Annotated in this window: 26 protein-coding genes; 6 read left to right on the top strand and 20 right to left on the bottom strand. The window is 42.0% G+C overall.

The features are described 5' to 3' along the window. The first annotated feature begins 544 nt into the window (after nt 1-544). Nucleotides 545-1462 (top strand): zinc dependent phospholipase C family protein, encoded by a 918-nt coding sequence (locus EDD68_RS06420; protein WP_132371428.1) that lies wholly within the window; start codon nt 545-547, stop codon nt 1460-1462. Here EDD68_RS06420 and EDD68_RS06415 read toward each other — a convergent pair. From EDD68_RS06415 to wrbA, 6 genes are all read right to left on the bottom strand, one after another. Then, nucleotides 1452-2717: an MFS transporter gene (locus tag EDD68_RS06415; RefSeq protein ID WP_132371427.1), complete on the bottom strand. Its 1266-nt coding sequence runs from the start codon at nt 2715-2717 to the stop codon at nt 1452-1454. The genes EDD68_RS06420 and EDD68_RS06415 overlap by 11 nt on opposite strands. 259 nt (nt 2718-2976) lie before the next feature. Then, on the bottom strand, nt 2977-3813 hold the full coding sequence (locus EDD68_RS06410) for a M15 family metallopeptidase (protein WP_132371426.1): 837 nt from the start codon (nt 3811-3813) through the stop codon (nt 2977-2979). A 71-nt stretch (nt 3814-3884) separates the two neighbouring features. Next, nucleotides 3885-5381 carry a methyl-accepting chemotaxis protein gene (locus EDD68_RS06405; protein ID WP_132371425.1) on the bottom strand — a complete coding sequence of 499 codons (1497 nt, stop codon included), beginning with the start codon at nt 5379-5381 and terminating at the stop codon, nt 3885-3887. Between the two features lie 154 nt (nt 5382-5535). Then, nucleotides 5536-5778, bottom strand: a complete 243-nt coding sequence (locus EDD68_RS06400; protein ID WP_132371424.1) for a hypothetical protein — start codon at nt 5776-5778, stop codon at nt 5536-5538. Between the two features lie 251 nt (nt 5779-6029). Then, the gene (locus EDD68_RS06395; RefSeq protein ID WP_132371423.1) at nt 6030-7205 is read right to left on the bottom strand and encodes a hypothetical protein; all 1176 of its coding nucleotides are present in this window, start codon (nt 7203-7205) and stop codon (nt 6030-6032) included. 352 nt (nt 7206-7557) lie between these two features. After that, entirely contained in the window at nt 7558-8163 is a 606-nt protein-coding gene (wrbA, locus tag EDD68_RS06390) for an NAD(P)H:quinone oxidoreductase (protein WP_132371422.1), read from the bottom strand. A gap of 274 nt (nt 8164-8437) precedes the next feature. Here wrbA and EDD68_RS06385 point away from each other — a divergent pair, with 274 nt between their 5' ends. Then, on the top strand, nt 8438-9313 hold the full coding sequence (locus tag EDD68_RS06385) for a cation diffusion facilitator family transporter (protein ID WP_132371421.1): 876 nt from the start codon (nt 8438-8440) through the stop codon (nt 9311-9313). 210 nt (nt 9314-9523) lie between these two features. On the opposite strand, the gene EDD68_RS06380 is transcribed toward EDD68_RS06385, so the two are convergent. The 10 genes from EDD68_RS06380 to EDD68_RS06330 form a co-directional block, all read right to left on the bottom strand. Next, nucleotides 9524-10060: a GNAT family N-acetyltransferase gene (locus EDD68_RS06380; protein ID WP_132371420.1), complete on the bottom strand. Its 537-nt coding sequence runs from the start codon at nt 10058-10060 to the stop codon at nt 9524-9526. A gap of 62 nt (nt 10061-10122) precedes the next feature. After that, entirely contained in the window at nt 10123-10521 is a 399-nt protein-coding gene (locus tag EDD68_RS06375; RefSeq protein WP_243646773.1) for a transporter, read from the bottom strand. 79 nt (nt 10522-10600) lie between these two features. Continuing rightward, entirely contained in the window at nt 10601-10915 is a 315-nt protein-coding gene (locus tag EDD68_RS06370) for an AzlD domain-containing protein (protein WP_132371418.1), read from the bottom strand. Further along, nucleotides 10912-11652 (bottom strand): AzlC family ABC transporter permease, encoded by a 741-nt coding sequence (locus tag EDD68_RS06365; protein ID WP_132371417.1) that lies wholly within the window; start codon nt 11650-11652, stop codon nt 10912-10914. Before EDD68_RS06365 ends, EDD68_RS06370 begins: the two co-directional genes overlap by 4 nt. 148 nt (nt 11653-11800) lie before the next feature. Continuing rightward, nucleotides 11801-12613, bottom strand: a complete 813-nt coding sequence (locus EDD68_RS06360; RefSeq protein ID WP_132371416.1) for a cobalamin-binding protein — start codon at nt 12611-12613, stop codon at nt 11801-11803. A gap of 282 nt (nt 12614-12895) precedes the next feature. After that, nucleotides 12896-14080: a chromate transporter gene (locus tag EDD68_RS06355; protein WP_132371415.1), complete on the bottom strand. Its 1185-nt coding sequence runs from the start codon at nt 14078-14080 to the stop codon at nt 12896-12898. A 1192-nt stretch (nt 14081-15272) separates the two neighbouring features. Next, nucleotides 15273-16268, bottom strand: a complete 996-nt coding sequence (locus EDD68_RS06345) for a zinc-binding dehydrogenase (protein WP_132371413.1) — start codon at nt 16266-16268, stop codon at nt 15273-15275. Between the two features lie 20 nt (nt 16269-16288). Next, complete coding sequence (locus EDD68_RS06340) at nt 16289-17221, bottom strand: ArsA family ATPase (RefSeq protein ID WP_132371412.1); 933 nt, start codon at nt 17219-17221, stop codon at nt 16289-16291. A 24-nt stretch (nt 17222-17245) separates the two neighbouring features. Continuing rightward, nucleotides 17246-17512 carry a cory-CC-star protein gene (locus EDD68_RS06335; RefSeq protein ID WP_132371485.1) on the bottom strand — a complete coding sequence of 89 codons (267 nt, stop codon included), beginning with the start codon at nt 17510-17512 and terminating at the stop codon, nt 17246-17248. A gap of 484 nt (nt 17513-17996) precedes the next feature. Then, nucleotides 17997-19727: a carbon starvation CstA family protein gene (locus EDD68_RS06330; RefSeq protein WP_132371411.1), complete on the bottom strand. Its 1731-nt coding sequence runs from the start codon at nt 19725-19727 to the stop codon at nt 17997-17999. A 205-nt stretch (nt 19728-19932) separates the two neighbouring features. Between EDD68_RS06330 and EDD68_RS06325 the strand changes: the two genes are divergently transcribed. Further along, entirely contained in the window at nt 19933-20364 is a 432-nt protein-coding gene (locus tag EDD68_RS06325; RefSeq protein ID WP_132371410.1) for an Hsp20/alpha crystallin family protein, read from the top strand. A 163-nt stretch (nt 20365-20527) separates the two neighbouring features. Here EDD68_RS06325 and EDD68_RS06320 read toward each other — a convergent pair whose 3' ends face one another. Continuing rightward, nucleotides 20528-21124, bottom strand: coding sequence for a hypothetical protein (locus EDD68_RS06320; protein ID WP_132371409.1), 597 nt, complete (start codon nt 21122-21124; stop codon nt 20528-20530). Nucleotides 21125-21369: 245 nt separating this feature from the next. Between EDD68_RS06320 and EDD68_RS06315 the strand changes: the two genes are divergently transcribed. Together EDD68_RS06315 and EDD68_RS06310 are read left to right on the top strand one after the other, a co-directional pair. Beyond that, complete coding sequence (locus EDD68_RS06315) at nt 21370-22293, top strand: hypothetical protein (protein ID WP_132371408.1); 924 nt, start codon at nt 21370-21372, stop codon at nt 22291-22293. Between the two features lie 134 nt (nt 22294-22427). Next, nucleotides 22428-22616, top strand: a complete 189-nt coding sequence (locus EDD68_RS06310) for a hypothetical protein (protein ID WP_132371407.1) — start codon at nt 22428-22430, stop codon at nt 22614-22616. A 202-nt stretch (nt 22617-22818) separates the two neighbouring features. Here EDD68_RS06310 and EDD68_RS06305 read toward each other — a convergent pair whose 3' ends face one another. The 3 genes from EDD68_RS06305 to EDD68_RS06295 all read right to left on the bottom strand — a co-directional run bounded on the left by EDD68_RS06305 (nt 22819) and on the right by EDD68_RS06295 (nt 24584). Further along, nucleotides 22819-23259 carry a cupredoxin domain-containing protein gene (locus tag EDD68_RS06305; protein ID WP_132371406.1) on the bottom strand — a complete coding sequence of 147 codons (441 nt, stop codon included), beginning with the start codon at nt 23257-23259 and terminating at the stop codon, nt 22819-22821. Nucleotides 23260-23318: 59 nt separating this feature from the next. Continuing rightward, nucleotides 23319-23561: a GIY-YIG nuclease family protein gene (locus EDD68_RS06300; RefSeq protein ID WP_207902548.1), complete on the bottom strand. Its 243-nt coding sequence runs from the start codon at nt 23559-23561 to the stop codon at nt 23319-23321. Between the two features lie 204 nt (nt 23562-23765). Then, nucleotides 23766-24584: a CAP domain-containing protein gene (locus EDD68_RS06295; protein ID WP_243646772.1), complete on the bottom strand. Its 819-nt coding sequence runs from the start codon at nt 24582-24584 to the stop codon at nt 23766-23768. Between the two features lie 448 nt (nt 24585-25032). Between EDD68_RS06295 and EDD68_RS06290 the strand changes: the two genes are divergently transcribed. Further along, nucleotides 25033-26490 (top strand): Na+/H+ antiporter NhaC family protein, encoded by a 1458-nt coding sequence (locus EDD68_RS06290; protein WP_132371404.1) that lies wholly within the window; start codon nt 25033-25035, stop codon nt 26488-26490. Nucleotides 26491-26605: the final 115 nt, after the last annotated feature.

Here is a 26605-nt window from a genome sequence, read left to right as displayed (position 1 = left end):
CGTTATTCTTTGGGCGATCTCATCCCTTACCTGGGTGGTTGTGCTCCGGGTTTGGCTGGTTGCGCTTTGGGTTTGGGCGGTTGTGCCCCGATCTAGGCGATTGTGGCCGGATCTTGAGCGGTTAAGTTTCGGTTTGGGCAGTTGACCCAGTGGATTTGTATATGATTTGCCAATTTCCAGCGGAAAACACAACTTTCTGACTATTTACATTTTTCTGATTTTCAGTTATAGTAGGATTATCCCGACAGCACATCATTTTTAGAGGTATGCAACTCTGTCATTCCTCTATCGCTTGACCAAAGGTGTTTGTGAGAAAAGTGGAAGACAAAGGAGCCCTGATTATTGGGCTCTTTTGTTTTTGCGGAAATAAATCCCCCTTTATAACGAATCATTCCAAAGAAGGCATGCTTTGTCCTATTCAATGTTCATCATCTTGTCTTGATTTTGACAAAAAACGTTTACATAGTGCTATGCTGTGTACAGCTCAAATTATTTATAATTTATAATGAGAAGATACAAGCCTGTAAAAAGGGGGTAAAAGACGATGCCAAATATTTGGACACACATTTTATTCTGTGAAGAAATAATGGATGTCATGGACAATAAAGAGGAATACCTGCGGATGGATGGATATTTAAAATTAGGTTCCCAGGGGCCTGATCCATTTTTTTATCATAACTTCTGGCCATGGAAAAAGGATGATCGAGTCAATCAAATAGGTAGCTCCATTCATACAGAGCACTGCGGTCCATTTTTAATGGATATGATTGAGTCCGGGTCCCGGCTATCTTCAAAAGGAAAAGCCTATATTCTTGGATTTGTCACCCATCATATTTTGGACCGGAACACCCATCCTTACATTCATTATCGCGCAGGCTATGAAGGAAACAAACATCAGGAACTGGAAGTCATTATTGACACCCTTATGATGGAACGGAATCGAAACATGAACACGTGGAAGGTACCGGCTTATAAAGAAATAAATGTCGGACGTTTTCTGGACAGGGAGATCGAACAATTGCTGTACCGGCACATTCAAACTTATTTCCCTGAAAAAACAGCTGCATTGCCCGATGACTTTATCCAGCAATCCTATCGGGATATGAGGATGGCGCTCAAAATATTGTTTGATCCCTACCGCTGGAAAAATGTATTGCTGTCATCTACGATTTCTTCCTTTTCCCATCAGCCCGTCCGCAAAAACAAAGATTACTTAAATGAAGGGCATCATACGTGGCACCATCCCGCTACAAATGAACCGGATACTAGAAGTTTCCTTGATCTTTATGAACAGTCTAAAAATGAAGGAATGAAAATCATTTCTGCCATAATTGACCACTGGAAACATCCCGATCAGCGCAGCATTCAGTCCATTGAATCCATGGTTGATAACATTTCATATGATACAGGGAAGCCCCTTGTACAGAAACTAAAAAATATTTATAGCAGCCCTATTGTATAGAATTTGCTTCTTTTTCTCCTTTCTCAATATTTACAAATTGAAGAAGGACCATACCTGCGATAAAGAAAAAGATCAATGAAAAGATTCCCAGTCGGCTTGAACCTGATAATTGCCCCACAAGAGCAAATATAAACGGGCCAAATATGGCAGAAAATTTAGATGAAATACCGTAAAAACCATAAAATTCTGCGTGCCTGTTTCGCGGAATCATACGTCCGTAAATCGAGCGGCTTAACGCCTGCGCTCCTCCCTGAACAGCTCCCACACATAAAGCAAGGAAATAAAAATGGAGTGCAGTTGACATGAAATAACCTAGAATAACAATCCCTGTATAGATGATGAGAGTGGCTGTGAGCAGACGTTTCGCATGAATTTTTCCTGACAGCCAGCCGAACAGAAAGGTACATGGAATTCCGACAAACTGGGTGATGAGCAGTGCAGCAATTAAATCATTGGATCCTATTCCTATTTCACTTCCATAAATCGTTGCCATTTTGATAATGGTGGAAATTCCGTCATTATACATCCAGAACGCCAGCAGAAAAATGAGCAGCTGTTTGTACTGCCCCAGGGATCTAAACGTGTTGCCCACCCGTTTGAACCCTATTTGAATATAAGATTCATTCCTATTTACCTGAATATTCTTTTCCTCTTTCATTTTTAGAAACAGCGGTAGAGAAAAGATAAACCACCAGAGTCCAACTGTAACAAAAGCGGTTCGGGTAGCTGATGTCTCATCTGGAAAGCCAAACCAGTCGTATTTGACAATCATCAGAAGGTTAACGGCCAACAATATTCCCCCGCCGATATAACCGAAAGCAAACCCGTATGCCGATACACGGTCCATCTCTTTTCTGTCAGCGATTTCCGGCAAAAAGGCATCATAAAATACATTTCCTCCTGAAAAGCCAATCGTACCGATGATCATTAGCAAGGAAACAAATATGTAATCCCCTTCTCCTACAAAAGCAAGGAGTATACTTGCTGTCATTCCCATATACGCAAAAAAACGCAAAAACTTTTTCTTGGACGAGGAATAATCACTAATTGCTCCCAGCACTGGTGCGAGGATAGCAACAATGAGGACAGCAATGGACTGAGAATACCCCCAGTAACTGGTTGCCAGATGACTGTCCAAACCTTTTGCGGCCACTTCGGAATAGTAAATCGGAAGTACAGCAGCCATAATCGTGGTGGCAAAGGCAGAGTTTCCCCAGTCATACAAAACCCAGCTTCTCACGAGTTTCTTGTCCACTCATAACCCTTCCTTCTCCTTTTATTAATTAGAGCATACCAGAAAATTTAGAACAATGGGGCTATTTTACACAAATTTTATGAATGTTTATTTTTTTATCAAATGATCCGTTGTAACATCCTTCACGTTATAAGCTTTACTGTCCTGCACTGATTCAGAAAAATCATGTGAAAAAGACCTTTTGTCTGTCAACTAGAATTTCGACGTTTGCTCACTTTAGCCATGGCAAAAAGTAAAAAGAAGAGGTTTCTGAATGTCATCATTCAGAAACCTCTTCTTCCGGGAGTAAACCAAAAAATTCCTCCATAGTAACTTGATTGTTATACATTTCCGTCGCCAATTCTTTTCCTGTAAAGCGCAGATGCCAGGGTTCATAAGCATATCCGGTGATTTCACTCTTTCCTTCTGGATACCGGATGATAAACCCGAACTCATGGGCATGATCATTTAACCATTTTCCTTCAGGCGTCTCCCCAAAGCTCTGGATCAGGTGGAAGGATACCGTAGCTGAAGAAACATCCATTGCCAGGCCAGTCTGGTGTTCGCTATGACCGGGACGGGCTGAAAATTGATTGGCATGTTCCTCTCCATTAGCATTTACGTTATTGTTATAGATGATCTGCTGCCGTTCAAAGGAGCGAAAACCGCTGACGGCCACAAGATGCAAACCTTCTTTTTCCGCTGCCTGAAACAGCTGCTCCAGTGCACGTGCTGCTGGTTCCCGAAGCTGTTTCTTTTCATTCCATCCGTCAAATGAAAATGGCACATCAGGTACAACCAGGTCATCGGGCTTATAATTTTCCGGCAGTTTCCGCTGCTTATTGACGACTACTTCAACCGACTCCGGATCGGTTACAGTGATGATTCCGTCTCCATCGGATTCATCTTCACCTATTTCATTTCCTGTTTCATCTTTCGACACTTCATTTGCCTCATCTTCAGGGTAAAATGTTTGGACAGGCTTTCGTTTCTTTTCAAGATCCATGATGTTTTGTGGGATTGAACTTGCTGTCACATCCAGCTGCGTACTTCCCTGGCAGGCACCCAATACAGACAGAAGAACAAGCCCCCCAGCTGCCAATAAATTTTTCCGCATCTTTGAAGTCCCTTTCTGTTGAGTATGCTACTACCACTATATCACGGTATTCTTTAACTTATCAAAAAATTTTACTTGCGATTCTGTCTGAACTTGGACGCTTCTTTGCCGCTATTGACCAGTTCATTTACCACTTGTTTTGTTTTTTGAATGGATTGTATCAGCTGTTCATGTTTTTGATAATGATCCGATACAATTTTCTGCATCTGTTCCATTGTTGCGGACATCTCCTCAATCAAGGCAGCGAGATCATTCACCGCTTGATCTATTCCCTCTGCTGAATCCTGAATCACCTTAGATTCCACGCCGAATTTCTGGAACTCCTGAACAAACAACTGAATTTTTCTTTCAATATCATGAAAATAGCTCATCGCTCTGTTGGTGATCGTCAGCGTTTCTCTCAATTCCGTTTCACTTTTATTGACATAGCCTTCTGTATCACTGGCGCTTGTCTCAATATCACGTAAATTTTCACTGATTCGGCTGGCCGCTTGATTGGTCATCTCTGCCAATTTCCTGACCTCTTCTGCAACAACGGCAAAACCGGCTCCTGCTTCCCCGGCACGTGCAGCCTCAATGCTTGCGTTTAAGGCCAGCAGATTTGTCTGTTCCGCAATATCCTGTATCTGATTGGTAAAGCCCGTTGATTCACTGATTTTTACTGTCAAAGTGGTTATTTGATCCTTTATCGTTTGAAAAGAATGCTGAAATCCCTTCATTTTTTTCAACACGGCTTGAATCGCTTGTTCCCCTTCACTTGTGGCTGTCTTCGTTTCCCGGCTTGATTCTGTTAAAGCCTCCAGTGAGCCGATCATATTTTTGACCCGTTCACTCGCGTCACTGGTTAGAGCAGTTATTTTCGTAATGGATTGCACCTGTGATTCTGCAGCACTTCCCACTTCATTAAAGGATTCACTCATCTCCTGCATGATGTTCGACTGAATATGGATATGCTTGCTGAATTTGTTAATGGATTCATCTACAATTTTTGCTGTTTGATTCATTTTTTTGTTCTGATTTTCTTGAATGCTGTGTAAATGTGCTGTCTCCTTTAATGTTTCCTGTACATCCGTAAACAACTTGCGTGACATCCTTACCTGAATGATTAGCACAGCATAGACAAGCACAAAAAATACCATGGTCATAACTACAGACCGTGAATCAAATCCGGCATGTTGCCCTTTTTCTATGACAAAATATGCCAGGATGCCTATGCCTAATACACCTCCTGTTGTTAATACAGCGAATGATAAAGAAATGGCAGCTACTCCGAGAAGAAAAAAGGCAAATAAAATATTGGTAAAATAGTCTGAACTGTGAATAATGACGATGGCAACAACCGCCATGCCTGTAACCGCTATGTATGGAATCCAGTGGGGGTTGAAACGTTTAACATACAGAAGTGTGTTGATCCCCAGGAATAGAGACCCCAACCCGCCGAGAGAAACCATATTAATCAAGGGAGCACCTACCACTAACTCTGCACCGAGACCCAGAACGATACCAAACAGCAAAATTTTTAGTAACATCAGATTTTGTCTTTGCAACAGTTCACCTTGAGTGTCCATAAACGTTCCCCCCGAACGAAAAATGTAATTTTTTTAATATTTCGCCAATTCATGCCAGAATTCCTCTAAAAAAAGAAAAAGGCTGATTCGGTTACAGTCGAATCAGCCTTTTAAACAATATATTCCAATCTTCACTATAGGATCAGTTGTGTGGTTATTCCCATGTATATGGTGCATAATACTCTCCATACTTTTTGAAATCATCCAGATTCTCTTCATCTATTGCGTGATTGATTTTGTCTTCCAGATACGATTTATTCCAGTTAAAAGTAAGCTCATCTAAAAACAGCCTGGCTGCCAGCTTAATTTCAAAAGGGATTTCCTTGCGTGCTTTAAATGGGCCATTTCCCTTGTGATCATAGCGAACGAGCTGATAGTAAGTTTTTTGTTTTTTCACGGAACTTACCCCCTTGTTCCCCTTTTTCCCATTATCTTAAAAATTCGTGATTATTGCAACAATTTTCTGAAATTTAACCTTTAGTAATTTATACCCCAATTCCTAAAATCCAAACATCTTTCTAATCATTTCAAAATAATTTGCCGAAACAAGAAAGCGGGCTGATCGTTAAAAAGATCAACCCGCTTTCAAAAATATGGGAGAGAGAAATATATGTGAAAACTCCATTCAGGAGTTAGAAACGTATATGTTTAGTTTCCTGGATTCCCGTTTTTCCCTTTACGTTCATCCTTATTTTTCCCTTTTCCCTTTCCATGATTCACTTCATGTTTCTTTTCTTTTTTGTGTTCTTTATGTTCGTTTATGTTTTCCTTAATCTTATTCCCTTTACCTGTATGATCCTCTTTCAGTCTGTCAGGAAGAACGGTTAAATCTTGAACTTCCAGCTGAACGTTTTCTTCCACTTCTGTTTCTACATTCAGACTATCGTTATTTTCTTCTGGTGGTTCCTGTTCAGATGGTTCCTGAGACTCTTCCTTCTCTTCTTCCAGATTTTCTTCTTCATTTACTTGATCTTCATTTAGTTTTTCGGCAATTTCTTTAATCATCCCTACTTGATGTTCAAGCGCTTCTAAATCTCCATACTCTTCTTCTAATGCCTGAATTTTTTCTTCAAGCTCATCCAGATTGCCATATTTCGCTTCAAATTTCATCAGTGCTTTTTCAATATTTCTTTGTAAAGCAGCTCTGGCATTGGGGTTTTTAACTTTTTCCATGTTGCGATGCAAAGCAATAATATTTTGCCCAATTTTAACTTCTAATAATAATGTTAATTCTTCACTGTTTTCATCGGTTTGATCATCTGCCGATTCCTCTTCTGTCTCGTCTGCTTCTTCCGAGTCTCTTTCTTCAGATTCTTCTTGGTCTTCAGTAGACTCGTCGTTTTCGGCTATTTCATCGGCTTTTTGGACCATAAGAGTTACTTTCGTCAATAGTTCAGTTGCTTCCTCTTCCTTACCTTCTTCAAGCAGTTCTTCAGCTTTTCCAACCAGAACTTCACTTAGCTCCATCAGTGATTCAGCTTTTTCATAGTCATTCAGCGCAAGAGCCATTTTTAACTGTTCATTCATCACCTTCATGTAAAAAAGCAAGCTGTTTTCTATTGATAACGTTTCTTCTCCCTGGTCATTTTCTGAAGTTTGATCTTCTCCATTTTCTGTACCATCGTTACGGTTTTCCGTTTCAGAATTTTTTTCCGTTTCGGCCTCAATTTTTACATGATCATCTGTTAAGTCCAACTCTGCTTCCGTTTCCATCTCCACTGTTGGGGTTTCATGATCTTCTGCAAATGCTAATACTGGTGGAGCAGCCACACTGAAAGCCAATGCTGTTGCAGAAAGGATTTTTAATCGTTTTTTCTGTTTCAACCTTCTCACCTCTCGTCTGTTTCGTTCGTTATACTTTACGAGAAGGTGTTCGATCTTTTTGGGGGCTTTTAAAAATTAGCCGAAAAAGACTATACAGGAGTTGCAAATAGGTCTGATTGATCATGCTTTTACCTGGGAAATGAAATTTCTTTTTCAAATCCCCTCCTCCCGTACGTATCGGATAATGACATTGGGCGATTCTCACCTACTATGGACAATCGCATTACAACTCCGGGAGGGTTACCCTCTTCTGTGAATCATTTCCCGACTTCGGTCTGTCTCCCAAAAAAAGAGGTCCCCTTTTTATAGGGCACCTCTTGAAATAGATCTGACTTATTGCAGACTTTCTCATTTAGTTTGAAATGATTTTTTTCGTAATTTCCACTGTCCGCCTGGCCTGATGTTTGACTGCGGCTTCTACATCTTCAACCATATTTCCTTCCTGATCTACTGTTACACTGGTACCATATGGATTGCCTCCACCTGCAAATATGGATGGATCAGAGTATCCGGGTGCAGCAATGATCGCTCCCCAGTGGAACATAGTGGTGTAGAGCGATAAAATGGTCTGTTCCTGACCACCGTGGGAATTCTGTGCAGATGACATGGCACTGACTACTTTATTGACTAATTTTCCTTTCGCCCATAGCCCTCCGGTTGTATCTAAAAATTGTTTGACCTGTGAAGGTACATTTCCAAAACGGGTAGGAACACTAAAAATGATTCCATCCGCCCATTCAAGATCCTCTGGACTGGCAACAGGGACGTCTTTTGTTGCTTCTAAATGATTCTTCCACGCTTCATTTTGTGCAATTGCTGATTCTGGCGCTGTTTCGGCTACTCTAAGCAGTTTTACTTCTGCCCCTGCTCCTTCAGCCCCTTCAGCTGCCCATTTTGCCATTTGATAATTCGTTCCTGTAGAACTGTAATAAATAACTGCCAATTTAACCTGGCTCATTTCCATTCTCCTTTCTTTTTTATAAACAGGTTTTACCTTTATGGACACTGCTTATACTATAAGCAGCACATGATTATCATAAACTAAATTAAAGATATTTTAAAACAAAATGCTTGAATTCGAGATTTATATGGATGATGATCCCCATTTTATCCTGGTGAAAAAAGTTTTGCTCCCGGCAATGAATATGAAACAAGCAATCTTTTTTTCTCTAGACTCAAAAAGATTTTGTCTGGTACGCTAAATGGGCAATCATTTGTACGGAGGACATATCATGAATCATAACGATCGGCTGAAGCAGGGTGAAAAAGGAGCCTATCTCAGCATTTCTGCCTATCTCCTGCTATCCCTATCCAAAATTATCATTGCTCAGATCGGAAACTCTGAAGCTTTAAAAGCGGATGGATTAAATAACATAACGGATGTAATGGCTTCTATAGCAGTTCTCATTGGATTGAAAATTTCGAGAAAACCTCCCGACCAGGATCATCATTATGGTCATTCGCGGGCTGAATCCATTGCTTCGCTTGTGGCTGCGTTTATTATGATTACCGTTGGACTTGATGTCATATGGAATACAATGACCAAGCTGGCGCAGGGGGAATCAGCCACTCCGGATATGATAACCGCTTACACAGCTCTAATTAGCGCAGCGATCATGTTTGGGGTGTATCGATATAATATATATCTTTCTAGAAAAATTGAGAGCAGTTCTCTTCATGCACAGGCTCAGGATAATCTTTCCGATACCCTGGTCAGCCTTGGCGCTTTCACCGGAATTCTAGGGGCACAGTTTGGATTAAAATGGCTCGATCCCCTTGCCGGTGTAGTTGTTGGAGTCATTATCTGCAAAACAGCGATCGATGTTTTTCGAGACGCCGCCCACACGTTAACGGACGGTTTTGATGAAGAAGAACTTCATGAAATAAAAAAAAGCATCAGCCGTGTTCCAGGAGTAAGCAGCACGAATGATATCAAAGCCCGAAAACATGGAAATCAAATTTTAATGGAAGTGACCATTGAAGTCAATCCAAACCTGAATGTTGAAGAGAGTCACAAGATTACGGAGAAAGTGGAAGAACATCTGGAACGGCATTACGGCGTAACGCACGCGCATATTCACATTGAACCCCATAGTGAAAAGAAGTGACATACTCCACCACCTACGTTCACGCATAGAGGGGGACTTCTCGGGTAATCCTATTAAACCCACCATGCGCACAGGTCCGGTTATATTCAAAAAACGGTTTTCAGGGGAGGAGCCGTTTCGTTCATAACTGAATGGATCCTCCCCTGAATGATTTTCCAGAGAAACCATTGCCATACACATAGACCTTCACAGCTTAAGGAGGATGTGATGTTAATGAAATTCGTTTAATAAATCGTCTATGTGATCCCATCCGTAGGCTGTTTCTTCATAGGTTCCAGAACCGATTGTAATGTGATCTGCATCAACCGGCTGCGCACCAAAATATTCGTAAAATTTACTGGAGGGGTTGCTGGTTAGCACCCATACAAGAACGGACTGATAGCCGTTCTCTTTTAAGGTGATGGCAAAGGTGTTCAGAAGCATTCCCCCTAATCCTTTTCCCTGATGTTCCTGTAAAATGTAGATCGCATAAATTTCCCCGTCATAAGGAAACTTTTTCGAACGTTCCTTTCCTCCACTAATAAAGCCGACAATCTCACCATCTTCTGTTTCAGCAACATAGATAAACCGGGATATCGTGCGGGATTTCAGTATTCCTTCCCATTGTGCCTTTCTCCGTTCATAGGAAATGACCTGCTTTAGATCTTCATGCTTAATAATGTTTCCATATGTAGTGAGCCAGCTTTTCACATGTACGCTGGCAATCGCCCCTGCATCCTCCAGTTTTGCTTCGCGAACTCGATACATCATCATACCCCCTTGAAAACAGTCAGGCTGCTGTACATGTTAAATTACAGCAGCCTGTTTTTTTACAGACACTGAAAAGTCAATACCTGACGGGCATCGAATCCCGTATATGTCCAGCGTCTGATTCGGCTATTCCACCGATAACCGGCTACCGAGTATCTCCCGATAAAGATCGGGTAAAACCAGAATCTTCTCCCATTTACCAGTTGCACAAACGTTAAACGGTATAAACACCCGTAAAAAGAACCGGGATCAACAGCCTGCACGGACAGATCTCCAGCTGCTTCCGGGAACTGAACAGGTGGTGGCGGCAAGTTTTCAAGAAACGAGTCTGGTCCCTGTGGAGGGGCTGTTCCCGGAAATCCCCCTGGAACAGACGGTGGAGGTATCTGCTGAAACATATCAGATATATCAAAAAACATCGGGTTATAGGAATTCGGGGTTAACTGTCTATTGGTCATCATCATTCTCCTTCTGGCAAAATAACTTCATTATAAAATATGCAAAGATTGGATAAAGGTGATGAATAGACCTATTGCTCTAGAAAAAATGGAAGATTTCATATGTGTTAAGTAGATAGACAGCTCCTATGGCCCCCAGTACAGCAAAAATAACATTGACCCCTAAAAGAGATATGATTACAGCGACGGCTCCCCCGAATAGGCCTATCCAGGGCTTTCCGGGAATGACATCCATAATCTTCGGAAAAATCAATGCCCCTAAAGCAGCATAGGGAATCGCATTTAACCAGCGGTTCATCCAGTCAGGAAACTGGATTTTATTCACGATAAATGCAGGGATCAGTCTCGGTACCATAGTGACTAACGACATCCCGATAATGATCGCTAAAATCATGCTGCACCTTCCTCTCTGAGCAAAAATATCCCGAAAAAGGAAGCGATGACGGTTGCAAACACAACGGACCATCCTTCACTTACCCCATTGAGAATAAATACATAATTGATCAACATGCTAATGATGGCAATAACCCCGATACGCCATTCCTTTTTTACGGATGGGACAAGAAGGCCAATAAACATGGCATATAATGCAATGCCCATACTTAGACTGAGGCGGTCTGGTATAATCTCTCCAAGCACCCCGCCTAAAAAGGAGCCGCCGACCCAGGAAAAGTACGATACAAGGATTAATGAACCATAAAACAAAGCCCCATGTGGCATTTTTGCTTCCTTCGGATGAAGAGAAGAGACGGTAAACGTTTCATCGGTCAGTCCGAGGGATAATGCCAGTTTGGGTTTTAATGCAAGGGGTTTCAGTCGGTTCATAAAGGAGAGACTCATCACAAAATGACGAAAATTCAATACAAAGGTAGCAACCACAATTTCCAGCAGTGCTGACCCTCCCATAATCATTTGGGCACCCATAAACTGGCTTGCCCCCGCAAATACGAGAACACTCATCATCGTCAGTTCAAAAATAGACAGTCCCGCCTGAGATGCAAGCACCCCATATGTAATGGCAATGGGAAGATAGCCTAGAAAAATAGGAAAGCCGGCAATCGCACCGGCGCGTATCATGTGAATACGTGATGATGTAGTATTATACTGCTGTTCAGCTGTTTTAACTTCCATGGCATCCTCTATCCCTTCCCAGTTTTATGAAATTTCATAATATTATATATGAATTTCCAATACAAGAAAAGCCATTTGAACTGGAAAATTTGATTTTTCTTTTCCATCTTTCACAAAAAAACATCTGCCGGCTTTGCCCCTGCAGATGCTATTTTCCCAGTAAAGGATCTGTTCCATTATATGGGGGATACTTCCCCGGATGCAATAGCGATGCTAATTTATTCAAACCCTGCAGCACCCTTGGAGAAGGGCGGCAATATAATGACTCCTCTAATACAAAAATTTGATTTCGTCGAACCGCTTTCATATCCCCCCACCCTGGACGTTTGATTACAAGTTCCGGCCGCATTTTTTCGGTTTTGACTCCAACCCATACCATACAGATATAATCCGGATCCCTGGAAAGCACTTCATCCCATGTCGTCTGTACGTTTGCTGTTTCCTCCGTGGCAAAGCTGTTTTGTCCTCCTGCCAGCTCACTGACCTCCGTAAGCCAGTTGGTGTTTCCGGGAGTAAAAACCGGTTTGGGCCACCATTCCCAGTACAAGGAAGGTTTATGGGCTATTGTCTGATTAATGGTGTGATAACGTTCCAGGGTTGCCATGTATTGCTCATACAATTGGTTTGCCATTTTTTCATATCCAGTATGCTTCCCGATTGTTAACAAATCCTGTGCAATGTCCTCTAATGACTGAGGATTTAAAACAATGTGGGGGATGTTCCTCTTTTTTAGTTCCTCAATATTTTTCTCCATTCCCGGAACACTTAAGGAGGCTAGCACCAGATCCGGCTGAAGTTTTTCCACCTCATCCATACGGATGTTTAAATCTGGCCCCAGCCGGGGGAGATTTCTTACTTGTTCAGGCCAGTCGGAGAAATCATCCACTCCTGTGAGAAACTCTGTCAATCCTAAATACGCAAGCATTTCTGTATTACTCGGACAAATGGATACTAACCGCATAATGAAGCCTCCAATTTTTTATACATATAAAAAAACTGCTTTGAGGGCAAAGCAGTAATCAAACGATTGTTGTTTTCATAAAAGAATCAAAATCATAGCAATCATCCCGACGATTAAAAAAGAAAGATTCATCATCCCATAATTCTTTTTCTCTTTTTTCCATTCTGATAAGGATGAATGGGCTCTACATGTTTTGTGATCGGATTCCATCCCTCTGACACCTCATCATGTAATCGTTTTCAGTTCCATTTTATCAAAATGAAATGGACATCTCAATGGAACTCAACTGATTAGGCTCAAGGTAACATTTAGGAGCACAGTCAAAATCACAACTAGCCATGCAGGCTGTCTCCAGAAATATAATAGAGAAAACGAAATTAAAATAACCGCAAAGTCTTTAGTCGAGTGAACGGCACTTGTCCAGATCGGGTCATATAAAGCTGCCAGCAAAAGGCCAACAACTGCAGCATTCACACCCGTTAGCGCTGCCCGTATGGAATGTTTTGTGCGAAGATCATTCCAGAAAGGCAATACGCCCATCAACAGCAAAAAGGATGGAAGAAACATCGCTAAGACCGCTACGATTCCTCCACCAAAACCTGAAATTACCATCCCAAGATAGCTGGAAAATGTAAACAACGGTCCCGGTACGGCCTGGGCTGCACCGTATCCAGCTAAAAACAGCTCCTCACTTATCAGGCCATTCGGCACAACTTCCTTTTCCAACAACGGCAAAACAACATGGCCCCCGCCAAATACAATGGAGCCTACACGGTAAAAAATGTCTACGATTTGCACATAAATGCCCGAAACCATCTGATTGATCAGGGGCAAAACAGCCAGAAAACCGAAAAACAGAAACAACGAAATAACTCCTGTTCTTTTTTTAAAAGGAAAATGAATATCATTTCCTTCTGGCAGCTCCATCTTTCTGAACAACATAAATCCTAGAATTCCTGCCAGTATAATCACTGCGATTTGGATCAACGCACTCTGGGAAAACAGGATGATTATCGCCGATACTATAGCCAGGAAGATCCGCGGGCGGTCCGGTGTCAGATTTTTCCCCATATTTAAAATAGCATGGGCCACAACAGCAACAGCGACTAGTTTTAGCCCCTGGAACCAGGCGGAAGTTCCTACATCAGCCTGAAGAACAAAATAGGCAAACAGCATCAGGGCGATCACAGAAGGGAGAGTAAATCCAATCCATGCAAGAATACCGCCAGGCAATCCCCCCCGAACCATTCCAATCGATATACCTACCTGACTGCTAGCAGGACCGGGAAGAAATTGACACAGGGCAATCAAGTCTGCATAGGTACGGTCATCGAGCCATTTTCGTCTCTTCACATATTCCTCCTGAAAAAATCCTAAATGTGCGACAGGCCCGCCAAACGATGTCAGACCAAGGCGAGTAGCTACCACAAAGATTTCCAGATAATGTTTAAACGAGTATGCCTTCATCACTGATCTCCTTTATATCTATGATTACAAATCAACTAAAAAATATCATGCGTGTTCGATGAATTCAACACATTTTTACAGATCCTCAATATTACAGAAGACATATAAACCGATAGAATGAATACCGATTTCCTGAAAGACGGGAAAGTTGACTCATGGTTCTCAAAAAGTGTAGCGGAGGGATTGCAACCCCTTTCACTTCAGGGTAACCAGGGGGAAAAGTTAGACTTCAAAGGGGAAGAAAATAAATCCTGGACAAATCTTTCGTCGCCATCAAGGAGGCTGACGGACAATTTTTATGCTTATATGTGACCCTTTGTCTTTCATGTCGGCGATGACGGACACGTTCATCAAGCCCTGTAACCTTTTTGTTCTTCATACCACTGATCACGGACACTTCCATAAATTTTGTATCTATTTTGTCCTTCACTCTTCCATTGACGGACAATCATCTAACTGTTTTGTTCTGTTTTGTCCTTCACCAAGCTGATGACGGACGTTCAGATGAAGTAACCGATCCAATTGGTCCATAAAAACCTGGTAATCAGATCATGAGCAGTTGTTTGATTCATAATTCATTCAAATACAATCATCATTCCTCTTCGGGGATAACCAGAGAGATTCAGCCAGGTCAAACATGTCAATATCCCAGAAAGCATAATTTTCTTTCTTTATTTTCGTTATTAAACAATAATGCACAAATGAGATGACGGTGACATACTCCTACACCTACGCTGACGCTAAGAGGTGAGGAACTTTTCGGGTAAAGTGATAGTTCGTCTACGCCTAAGAAATTCATCTTTCACTTTCACTTCGTTGAGAAGTGGGAGACTTTTTTCGGTGGTAAGTTAAACACGAGGCTGGAACAAAACCGGAAAAGGTGTGAAATATCCAATGATCTTCAATTGTCACATGAATAAGTTCGGTTATGTTTTATGATCGTCAACATGATTCACCTTCTGCGGGCGCGGCCACAGGTTTTCTTAAACCGTCATTTTCTGTCTTCAGGGATTTCCGTCTCGTACTGTTCCCGCGACGCACAGGACGTGCTCGTGGAGACGTTAGCCATAGGATGTGGCCGGTTTTAGTCGACCTGGAGTCTTCGTCTGTTGACTGCGCAAATGTTTTTCAGGTAATTACCGCTAAATCTTTTATTGTCCCAGCCCATGTTGAATAAGTTCCACCAGAGGTTTTATCCATTTATGTCCAGTGCAATTTTCCCGAACTGTTCAGCCCTATTCATGTAATGAAAAGCCTCCAGAGCGCTGGACAGCGGGAATACTCTGTCAAGCACCGGCTTCATGTTATGCCTTTGTACAAAATCCACCATGTCTTCAAACTCTTCATGGCTACCCATTGTGGAACCGAGCAAGTTATACTGGCCATAGAAAAATTCCCGAATATTGAGATGGACTACGTCACCGGCAGAAGCCCCAAATGTGACCATCGTCCCACCAGGACGCAGTACATTCAAGGAACGATTGAAGGTAGCAGCTCCCACACTTTCAATAACAATATCAATCATTTCTCCTTTGAGTTCCTGATCCCATTCACGGTTTGTGTGAATAACCCGGTCAGCCCCCAACCGACGGGCGGCTTCCAGTTTCATCTCACTTCTCGATGTGACAATCACGTATGCTCCAGCTGCCTTTGCAAATTGTAGCAAATATGTGGCTACCCCGCTTCCGATGCCGGGAATCAAAACGGTATCTCCCATTTTCACCTTTGCTCTTGTAAATAATGCACGGTAAGCTGTCAGCGCGGAAAGGGGAAGAACTGCCGCTTCCTCCCAGGAATAATGGCCGGGCTTTTTTACAACACTTTCAGCCGGAACGACGACTGATTCTGCAAACGTCCCATGACTCGGAAACCCGAGGATTTCAAATCCTTCAGGAGGGGCATCACTGTTTTTTTTCCATCCCAGTCCCGGATTGATCATCACCTCATCACCGACTTGAATACCCGTTACTCCCTCTCCCACTACTTCAATAACGCCTGCTCCATCAGAACCGAGAATTACCGGTGGGTCCCCATCATTACGCCGATTCGGAACCAGTAAATCCCGATGATTAAGCCCTGCCGCCTTCAAGCGTACCTTTACTTCGCCGGGTCGGGGTTCCACTTCACTCATATGTGTGAATGTTACCCCATCGAGCCCTTTTTTTCCTTCATGAACAATCGCTTTCATGTTTATTCTCCTTCCCTAATTCATTTCGTCATATATGTGGAAAAGGTTTTTAACTTTTCAAAATCTGTAATATCTTCTTCAAACAGGGGTACTTCGATGAGCGTTCTGTCTGAAAAAACCTCCCTAATTTGCTTCAGATAACTTCTCTCCAGTTCCCTGCGTTTGGCTAAAAATTCACCGTCTGCTTTTTCAGGCAAAATCTTATTGACGATCAGATGATCTACATGCAAGTGGTGTTGATCCATAGTTTTTAAGGCATTTTTTGTTTCAATGATCGGCAGCCGTTCAGGAATCAAAACAAAAAGATAACCGGTCCGTTTATGATCGAGTAAAATGTCTCTCACTTTTGCGAACTTTTCTTTTCGGGCCTGAAGCACTTCATATACAGGATCCTCGACGGGATCGCCGTCATTTAATAATTGCGTATAATGTTCATTTGTTTTTCTCCGCCGTTCCAGCATGCCGTCAATCCAGACGCCCATTAACTCCGGAAGGGTAAGGAGACGAATCGTATGGCCAGTCGGTGCTGTATCAAACACGATTAGGTCAAAGTCACTGATTTCATCGAGAACAATGGATACCAGCCGATCAAACAGGGCAGCTTCCGAAGCTCCTGGCGATGCCCCGGCAGTATCAATTTGTCGGTTTACTTCATCAATCATGTCTGAACGGACCATTCCCTTTAAATGGTCTTTTACCGTTTGCAAATACTTCTTCGTTTCCGTTTCTGAATCAATCTCAAGAGCAAATAGATTTTCCGTGATTTTGGTCATGTCTCCCCCCACATCCGTCTGAAAAATATCTCCTATGTTATGGGCGGGGTCTGTAGATACGAGCAAAGTTTTCTGTTTTGCATGAGCCGATGCCATTGCCAGGGCAGCGGATGAGGTGGATTTTCCGACACCCCCTTTTCCGCCGACAAATAATACATTTTTTCTCAACAGATCATTCATTCGCTTCACCTTTCTAGTTTAAAATTAGCAGCAGCGAATTCCGCTCAGCGGGGATTTTTCCATCCCCATGCGCAAATGCCAGTCATGAAATTTCTCAAGCATAACCGGATATAATTCAAGGGTATAGTAAAAGACCGGATTGGGAATGCCCAGCATTTCAGAAAATAACAAAAGCATAAACAAATCATCTTCATCGCGCAATTCCCTGGCAATTTCTGTGCGATGGGGCTGGCTGATGATCTGATCGTATAGTTCAATGATTCGTTTGAGTGACCATTTTTCATTCCCCATGCTCTCACACCTTTTCTGTTTAGAAGTAAGACATACGATTGTTTTCAAGATCGACTCCGTTTCCATCTCCCGGGTCTGTCCTGCAAAATGGCCATTGACAAATACTGCCCCGTCTTTAATAGAGGTCAGTATGGTTCTCAATGCCGGGATCAAAGGGATATGCATATGTTTTACTTGTTTCAAAAAATAATAAATAATCGTGAAATGATTTCGGGGGTCTACGAAATAAATGGAAGAACCCGGGATTTCTTTTTCAATTGTATGATATATCCGGCCAATTTTCACGCGATTCTCATCATAACAGGAAAACGTCTCTTTCATGCTGATGAACCCGTCATCAGATAATCCCCCGCATCACCCGCCTCCGATTTCCGGTGCCATCCGAATAATTAAAAACTCATGATTCATCCATATCTCCCCCCTCTGATTATCAAAAAAGAACAAGGGATCTGGCCGGGCAGATCCCTGAAAGTGTTTGCACGGATTAATTGGTCGTTAGCTGGTTATCTTTTTTCAAAAATAATATGACAGCTTCAATTAAAATCCATAAGGCAAAAAGCCATATAATAGAACCGAATGTAAACAAGAGTCCATTAGGGTCAGAACCGTTAAAAACATTCCATTCCCCAAACACTTGCTGGGTCATGGCATAGAGTGTCATAAACAGCAGAAAGATCATTGGAATGATCGTAGGTGCATAGTTTCTACCCTGTTTTCGGAGCCAGAACGTAATCAGCAATAATGTAATTCCTGCCAGCAGCTGATTTGAGGTTCCAAATAATGGCCAGAGCAAATATCCTCCCGATCCGAATCCTCTTGGTCCCTCTGGAATAAGAACGAGAGCGGCACTGGAAGCTACTGCAATCGTGGTTGCCACATGTTTTTTGCCTAAGGATGGAACATGATACTCGTTTCCAATTTCTGAAATAATGTAACGCATCAGACGAACGGACGTGTCCAGGGTGGTTGCTGCAAAGCTTACAACAATGACGGACACAATGGTTGATGCCACTTCAGCCGGGATGAATAATCCCGTTGCCAGCTCAGCCGCTCCCTTAATAAACACGCCTAATCCTTCAGCGTTTGCATTATCAAAGCTTGAATAAACAGCTGTAAAATCAGCTGATGTGCCAAAGAACGTGACAGTTGCGATTATGGCAATCAAGGCCAGGGCACCTTCACCAACGGCTCCCAGATAGCCGACAAATCGTGCGTCTGTTTCTTTATCCAGCTGTTTGGAAGATGTCCCTGATGAAACCAGACCATGGAATCCTGATATGGCACCACAGGCAATGGTAATAAACAGCAGCGGAAACCAGGACTGATCGGCACTGGTATTTGTAACTGGTGCAGTCACCTCCGGATTGGTGAAAAGGAGTCCCAGGTATAAAATGAATAGACCGACAACGAGCTGGTGGGAATTGATGTAATCTCTCGGCTGCAACAGTTTCCAAACAGGAAGTGTAGATGCAATATATACATAGACCATTAAAATCATAATCCAGATAAAGAAAGACATGGATGTTGCCGTCATTCCCAGCACTGTACTGCCTTCCCCACCGAAGTATCTCAACAGATCAATTTGCAGGGCAGGGACATAACTGGCCACAATTGCTGCCAGATACATGACTGCCAGGGCAGCGAGTGATGGAAGCAACATATTTCCCTGTTTTTTATAAACCCAGTAACCAATCCAGATTGCAAGCGGAATCTGAATAAATACAGATAACACGCTGGCCGGGAATAAAATAAACAGATTGGCAATGACCCAGGCAAATACCGCATTAACCATAAGTACTAACAATAAAATAATAAATAAGAACAACAGTTTTGCTCTTCTGCCAATTAACCTGTGGGCAATGGTACCGACTGACTGCCCCTTATTACGAACAGACAGAACAAGGGCTCCAAAATCGTGGACTCCAGCAGCGAAAATGGTGCCAAGCACGACCCATAAAAAGGCCGGAAGCCATCCCCAGTACACTGCAATTGCCGGCCCGACAATAGGTGCTGCACCGGCTACTGACGTAAAATGGTGCCCCCACAGTACAAATTTGTTCGTAGGCACAAAGTCAACCCCATCTTTATACCTGTGGGCAGGAGTCTGATACGAAGGGTCCAGTCGATAAATTTTTTCGGCAATAAATTTTGAATAATAACGATAACCGATTGCAAATACAAGCATACCTGCAACAGCCAACACAATACCACTCATGAAATTTCATACCCTCCTCTGTATAAATGATCATTACTATGGTACAAAAGAAGGGAAATACTGTCAATTGAATGTTCTGAATTTTAAAATAATATTTATCGCCAATTTTAGTCACAGTTTTTATTTTATCGGTTTGTGCCCTCACCTATTCAACCGTTAAACAATATAGATATAAGGACAACATCATTGACAGGAGGGGATTGCTATGAACAAGTTACCGGATGACCCTTTTCAACATTTGGGAAGGATCATGAATCAAGTTGATCGTTTTTTTCATGACGTATCAAAAGAGATGGGAACCCTTTTACATGAAAACCATATAGAGATGGAGGAGAGGGAAAAGGAGTATATCATCACATGTTCCTTGCCTCACATGATCCAGAAGGACCATGTTCAGCTTCATATCGAAAATCACGTACTATTTATATCTGCTCATCTGAACCAATCCTCTGAATTAAAAAATGAAAACATGTTGAAGAAAAGTTCATATGCCAGTCAATTCCGCCGAATGATACCTTTGCCACCAGATGCCTTAACAGAAGAGGTTCATGCTACATTAAATAAAGGGGTGCTGACGGTCCGAATCCCCAAATCAGGTAAAGACACATCGAAGGTAATCGATATAGATCTAGAATAAAATCTTACCAATGAGGCAGGGGCAAAACTAGAAAAAGTAATGAAATATCCGTTCGATGTTCAATTGTCAACATGAATAAGTTCGGATATTGTTTTACTCTGTCAAAATGCTTCCTTTTCCGCTGGCCATTCATAATTGTTTTGTCCCCGCCTCTTTTTCTCTGTCACCCATCAATGACTATCGTTTGTTCTTCAACAGGTACACCGCTTCTTTGTAATAGCGAATTAATTTTATTTAGATGACTCCAAAAATGGTCTTGAAACGGAAAAGAGATTTCCCTCCCATCACTCGTGACAAAGATCAATTCTTTCAGCCGGGTCGTTCCTTTTTCTTTTTCACTTACTTGAATCATTTTTTCAAAATCATCCCACCCGTAATGGGATTCTTTTATCGAAAATAGGTGATTGTAGTACAGTCCCTTTTCATTAAAATAATAATAGTTAAACACACTGATGATCATCAGAGTCAACGATATAAATAGAGATATGGTAAAACTGACCCATGCCAGAGCCTTTCCCTGTCGTTTTTTAACCGATAAAAACAAAAATAATCCTATGGAAATAAACAATATCCCCATCATCAAAAGAATGTAGGCGGCAAAGGGCGACTCAAAGATCCAGTATGTATCCGGCCGAAAAAAACTATCACGGGTGATGTACAAAATGATGAACGGAAAAATGAAACTGCAGATAAACAGAATGAGAGCTGTTGCAACAATTAAAGCAGAAAAATCCCTTTTCGTATCTGGAAACATAAACATCCCCGCTTTCGAATCAATTTTATATATAAATACGTTTTCAAACAGGAAACAGTTTCAATTTTTGGAATCCATAAGCAGCATTTGAAAAACGCGCCTAATGTCCTGTTTTAGTAAAATATGTCTATTTTTCTTGTATGATGCTATTGCAAATCTTAAAAAATATATTATGATAATTTTATTGAAAATAAAGAAAGGGTTTGATACAAGTGTTTAAAAAGAGGCTATTAATCACGTTGATCACAGCTATGACTCTAGTACTAGCAGCCTGTGGTCAGCCACCAGAGGAAAAATTAACGAACGGTTTTGACACCCTACTGAATGCCAAACAGCTAGAATCTAATTCTACGATCAGCATGAACCTTGAATTTGAAGGATTGAGCCCGGAAGAAGAACAGGAAATGCAGATGTTTCTCGATGCATTGAAAAATGCAGAAATAAACATGCACGCCGTAAAGGACAATGAAGCGGAAAAAGCAGAAGCAACGATCAGTTTACATGCCGAAATGGCTCCATTGTCATTTGATATTGAGCTTCCGTATCATATTGATTTAAAAAATCAAGTCATGTACCTAAATGCTGATAGTTTAATTGAAAACTTTGCTTTAATGATGCCTGAATTGGCTATGTTTTCTGATCAGATCCAGGGCAAATTAATTAAAATGGACCTTAATGATCCAGAACTTGCAAGTGATTTTGATAATCTGCCAGAAGAAACCATGAATAAAATAAACGAAGTATTCATGGCATCCATCGAAAACCTTGGAGAAGATGATATTAAGGAAGAAGAAGATACCCTGACCATTTCGTTTGGAAACGAAGAAATCAAAGACATTGCCAAAGAGGTTCTAACTCTTATAAATAATGAAATGGAAGAAAGCGACCAAATATCTGAAGAAGAACTAAACGAACAACTCGAAATCATCTTTGAAACCATAACCGTCAATGACTTGACAATTGAAAGCACTTTTGATGGTGACACAATTCAATCCCAAAAAATCAATATTGATGTTACTTTAGAAGAAGCAGGCGAAACCATGAAGTTCAATTTTGTAATCGACACCACATACGATAAAATCAATGAGGAAGTGACCTTTACGATCGATCCAGAATCAGCTGAATCCATTTCAATTGAAGAATTATTGTTTTTCGATGAACAGTTAGGCTATTAACGGTTTATAAATTCAGGTGGCAATTCCAGAACGGAATTGCCACTTTTTTTGTTTTAGAAACAGTGCTGAAAGTCAATACTATAAATGGAACATTATTTTTCTCATCTGAAGTTAAGAAGAAGGAGGTTCCCGTTTTGAAATATACACACGAATTTGAAAAGCTGGCAGACGGTGTGATTGACTATTTCAGCAGGAATCATGGAGAACTGAGTGCTAAAAGCAAGGAAGTGATCTTGAAAGCCATTCAAGAATCTTATGACACCGGTTATGAACATGGACTAATGGATGGCAAAGAAATTTCCGATAAACCGCTTTCCGGTTAAAGCTGTTTAATAATGGAACAGCTCTTTTTTCATGATACGGAAATTGTTTTCTTCCTTGAATAATCTCTTGACGGAAGGATCCGAAGTAATCAAAAACGGCAGACTTCCTCTTTCTTTCTTTTACCCATTAAAAACATCGTTTGAATTCAAAACGAAGGGGCTGCCCATCCAGCGGAAAGGAAGCCCTGATTTTATCAGATACTCAGTCTACAACGATATAGCCGATCATCGGTCCATTTGATTGGATATCTGGATGGGTCAGACAAATCAGCCTGTAAACCCCCTCCTTATTAAAGCGGAGATTAAGGACGGTCTCCTCTCCTTTTTTAACGGTCCCTTTAATATCTGTTCCTTCGATCATAAAGGGATGTTCATCACCGTTAACCCCATAAATCCTCAACTGGACTTGTTCCCCCTCAGGGACAAAAATGGTTCCTGGATCCCAGCGGTATGCCTCGATTTCTTCCCCATCTTCGGTTTCTGTTTTAAATTCACCGGTAACCATATGAATTACATAAGAATGTTCATTATGTGCTGATTCACCACTGTCCGTAAAACTGAAAATGAACCATGCCAGAATCAACACAATAAAAATACCAGCAAAAATCACCCATTTCTTATTGACAGATATCGCTTTGAGCATAGAAACCCTCCCTTTAAACTGTTTGTACCATTGTATGTGACCAGGGAGGGTAAACTTGTCTAAATCGTTTGAGTTTTTTTGGATAAAACTAATGCTTCCTTCTCTGATTTTGAGAGCTGTTTGATTTGATTTTCTCTCTTCATCGCTTCACCTTTCGTTTCATATTCTTCCACATACACGAGCTGAACTGGCCTTCTCCCTTTTGTATATTTTGCCCCTTTTCCAGCCTGATGCTGGGATATACGGTATTCCAGCCGATTCGTATAGCCCGTATAAAGAGAACCGTCACTGCACCGTAACATATATGTATAATACAACGCCTCTCACCTTTTCCTTTTTGTTTCAAATTATTATAACTGAGTTCTTGGTTAATCCTCAAGCTAACCAAAAGAACGGGGCACTCCCTATGGCCTCGTTCTCATTTCAGTCTGTCAACAAAGCTGCTCAGGAGTAATTTTTGAGACAGTCATGCAAAAAAAGCTGCCATGACAGGCAGCCTTTAAAATTTATTTTTGAATAAACATCTGTGTCCAGTAATGTCCATTTTGATTATACCCCACGCCAATATGGGTAAAATTAGGATTTAAAATATTTTCCCGATGTCCCTCACTGTTCATCCAACCGTTTACCACCTCTTCGGCAGAACGCTGACCGTGAGCAATGTTCTCACCGGCTGCGCGGTACGATATTCCAAAATCCCTCATCATGTCAAAAGGAGACCCATAGGTTGGACTGGTGTGGGAAAAATAATGATTTTGCTGCATATCGTTCGATTTCTCCCTCGCAACCCTGCTTAATTGCGGATCTGCCTTTAAATCAGGCAACCCTCTCTCTCTTCTTTGATAGTTCGTTAATTCAATTACTTTGGCTTCAATTTCACTAATTTCTTGTGCTTCGTTCCTGTTTGGTTGCTGATTTTGTTGTGTTCCTCGGTTATCTCTGTTTCCCTCGTTTTGGTCAGGTGCCTGCCGCGCTTCATCATTCGGGGCTTGATTCCCATCAGGGGCAGCATTACGGTTTTGTCCAGGATGTTCTCCCGGTCGTGCTTCGTGTCGCTGACCTGGCGTGAAAATATCCGGTTGTCTGAAACGGGTGCTTCTCGGTTCTTCATTTTCGTCCACTCTTCTAAATTCGTATCTGGCATGTTCAATCGGAACTGCCTTCGTATGTGGGTAATCTTCACTGGTCATATCCGTACTCATGCTTGACAAGTTGTCATCTTCATTCATTCCATTCTGATTGCCGTCCAGGGCTCCATCATCTATGTTGCATCCTGTCAGGACTACAAAAAACAAGACTGCAGTCCAAAATAAGGTCCTTTTCATCTCTATGCCTCCATTGATCATTTTTTTATATTTTCTGTGGCCATCGGTAAAATATAAATGGCAATATACGGAATCAGATGTGTAAACGACTGAGGGCTTGGGGCAGTTATGCTCCGGGTTTGGGCGGTTACAGCCGGCGCGCCTGGGCGGTTACGACCGGCGTTTCGGCGGTTACGGCCATCGCTTGGGTGGTTACGACCGTGCTTGGGCGATGGCTTATTTTCGATGTTCAAATTAAAGCCAAATACCCGGTTACTTCTTCACTTCCCTTCTCCAGCAGGGGCTCACCCCCGTCTATAAAACCCTCCATTTTCCTATGCCTCTAATTTTTATAAATATTCATTTAATTATGGGTATTTTGTATATTCTGAATTATTGGCATGTTATATACAGACGGACAACTGTCTGTTACAATCGGACATGTACAACACAGAAGGGGGAAACAGCAATGAATAATTATACAAATTCAGAAAAAGGAAAGCGTTTGCAATTTTACGGGGGGAAATTTACAGCAACCTTTCCGCTTGTATTCTTTATAATCTGGGCGATTTCTCTCAGTGTTACGGGTCTGGTAACCGAACAAGCCCTTATACTCGGAATGGTTATTGGGCTTGGTATCGGACTGTTCTTTACAAAATCAAAATGGAGTCTTTATGCAGAAACACTGTTTAAAGGAATGTCACAGCCCATTGGAGTAATCTCGATCATAGCCTGGTTCTGGGCAGGAATGTTTGCAAAGCTTTTATCATCTGGGGGCCTCGTGGAGGGACTTATCTGGACAGGGTTTCAGCTGAACCTGGAAGGCGGCTGGTTTGTCGGGCTGACCTTTATTTTATCGGCATTATTTGCGACGGCTGTCGGTACCGGTTATGGAACTGTTGCTGCCTTCGGGATTTTTATGTATCCGGCAGGACTTGTCCTCGGTGCCGATCCGGTCATGATGCTGGCTGCGATTTTAAGTGGTGCCGTGTTTGGAGACAATCTTGCTCCCGTATCTGACACGACCATTGTATCTGCTACTACTCAGGAAGCAGATGTTCCCGGGGTGGTCCGTTCCCGGTTTAAATATTCCATTGCCGCTGCGATTCCTGCACTTATTTTATTTATCATTTTCGGCGGTGGAAAGGCTGCCGGAAGTCCGGAAATTCTCCAGCAGTTAGAAAGTCAGGTATCTCCGAAGGGACTGCTGCTATTCATCCCATTCGCTCTAGTTATAGTACTGGCCCTCATGGGTCACCATTTGCTCACTTCCCTGACATGGGGAATTGTCGCATCCATTGTCATGATGTTTTTCATGAGCATACCAATGTCTGATGTGATTGCCATTGGAATGGATGATTCCGGTTCACCATATGTGGAAGGTGCATTGATGGCCGGGTTAAGCGGCTACTTTAATATGGCGATTTTAATCTTACTCATTCTCTCCGGTGCACATTTGATGGAAGAAGCAGGTACGATGGAAGCCATCAAAAGAGCCTTTTTGAAATGGATCAAAGGGGCCGTTCGCCGGGCAGAAATGGCCATTTACGGTATCGTAGCATTTTTGAACGTATTTATTACGATTAACACTGCTGCTGAAATTGCAGCTGCTCCATTTGTTCGTCATATCGGAAAAGAGTTTAACATTCACCCGTATCGCCGGGCAAACTTCCTTGATACGGTTTCCTCTTCCCTGGGATATATCTTCCCATGGAGCGGTGGGGTGCTCTTAGCATGGACAACTATAAAAGGGTTGACAGAACAGTATTCATTTATTGAAGTTGTATCCCCAACTCAGGTTTTCCCATTTGTGTTTCAAGGATGGGGCTTGATGATTGTCATGCTGATTGCCGCACTGACAGGCTGGGGACTCCGATATCGAGGAAAAAATGGTGAAGAAGTACACCCTGATGAATATCAAGGATAACAAAAACCCGCCAGCACGAGCTGGCGGGTTCTTTTTTGACATAAGAGCTGTCGGGTTTTCTATACACGGATAAAGATCATTCACCTTTATGCGACCAAACATCAATGCGCAGACA

The organism is Melghiribacillus thermohalophilus (genome assembly GCF_004342905.1).
Lineage (GTDB): Bacteria > Bacillota > Bacilli > Bacillales > Alkalibacillaceae > Melghiribacillus > Melghiribacillus thermohalophilus.
This window is presented reverse-complemented; position numbering and strand designations above follow the sequence as displayed.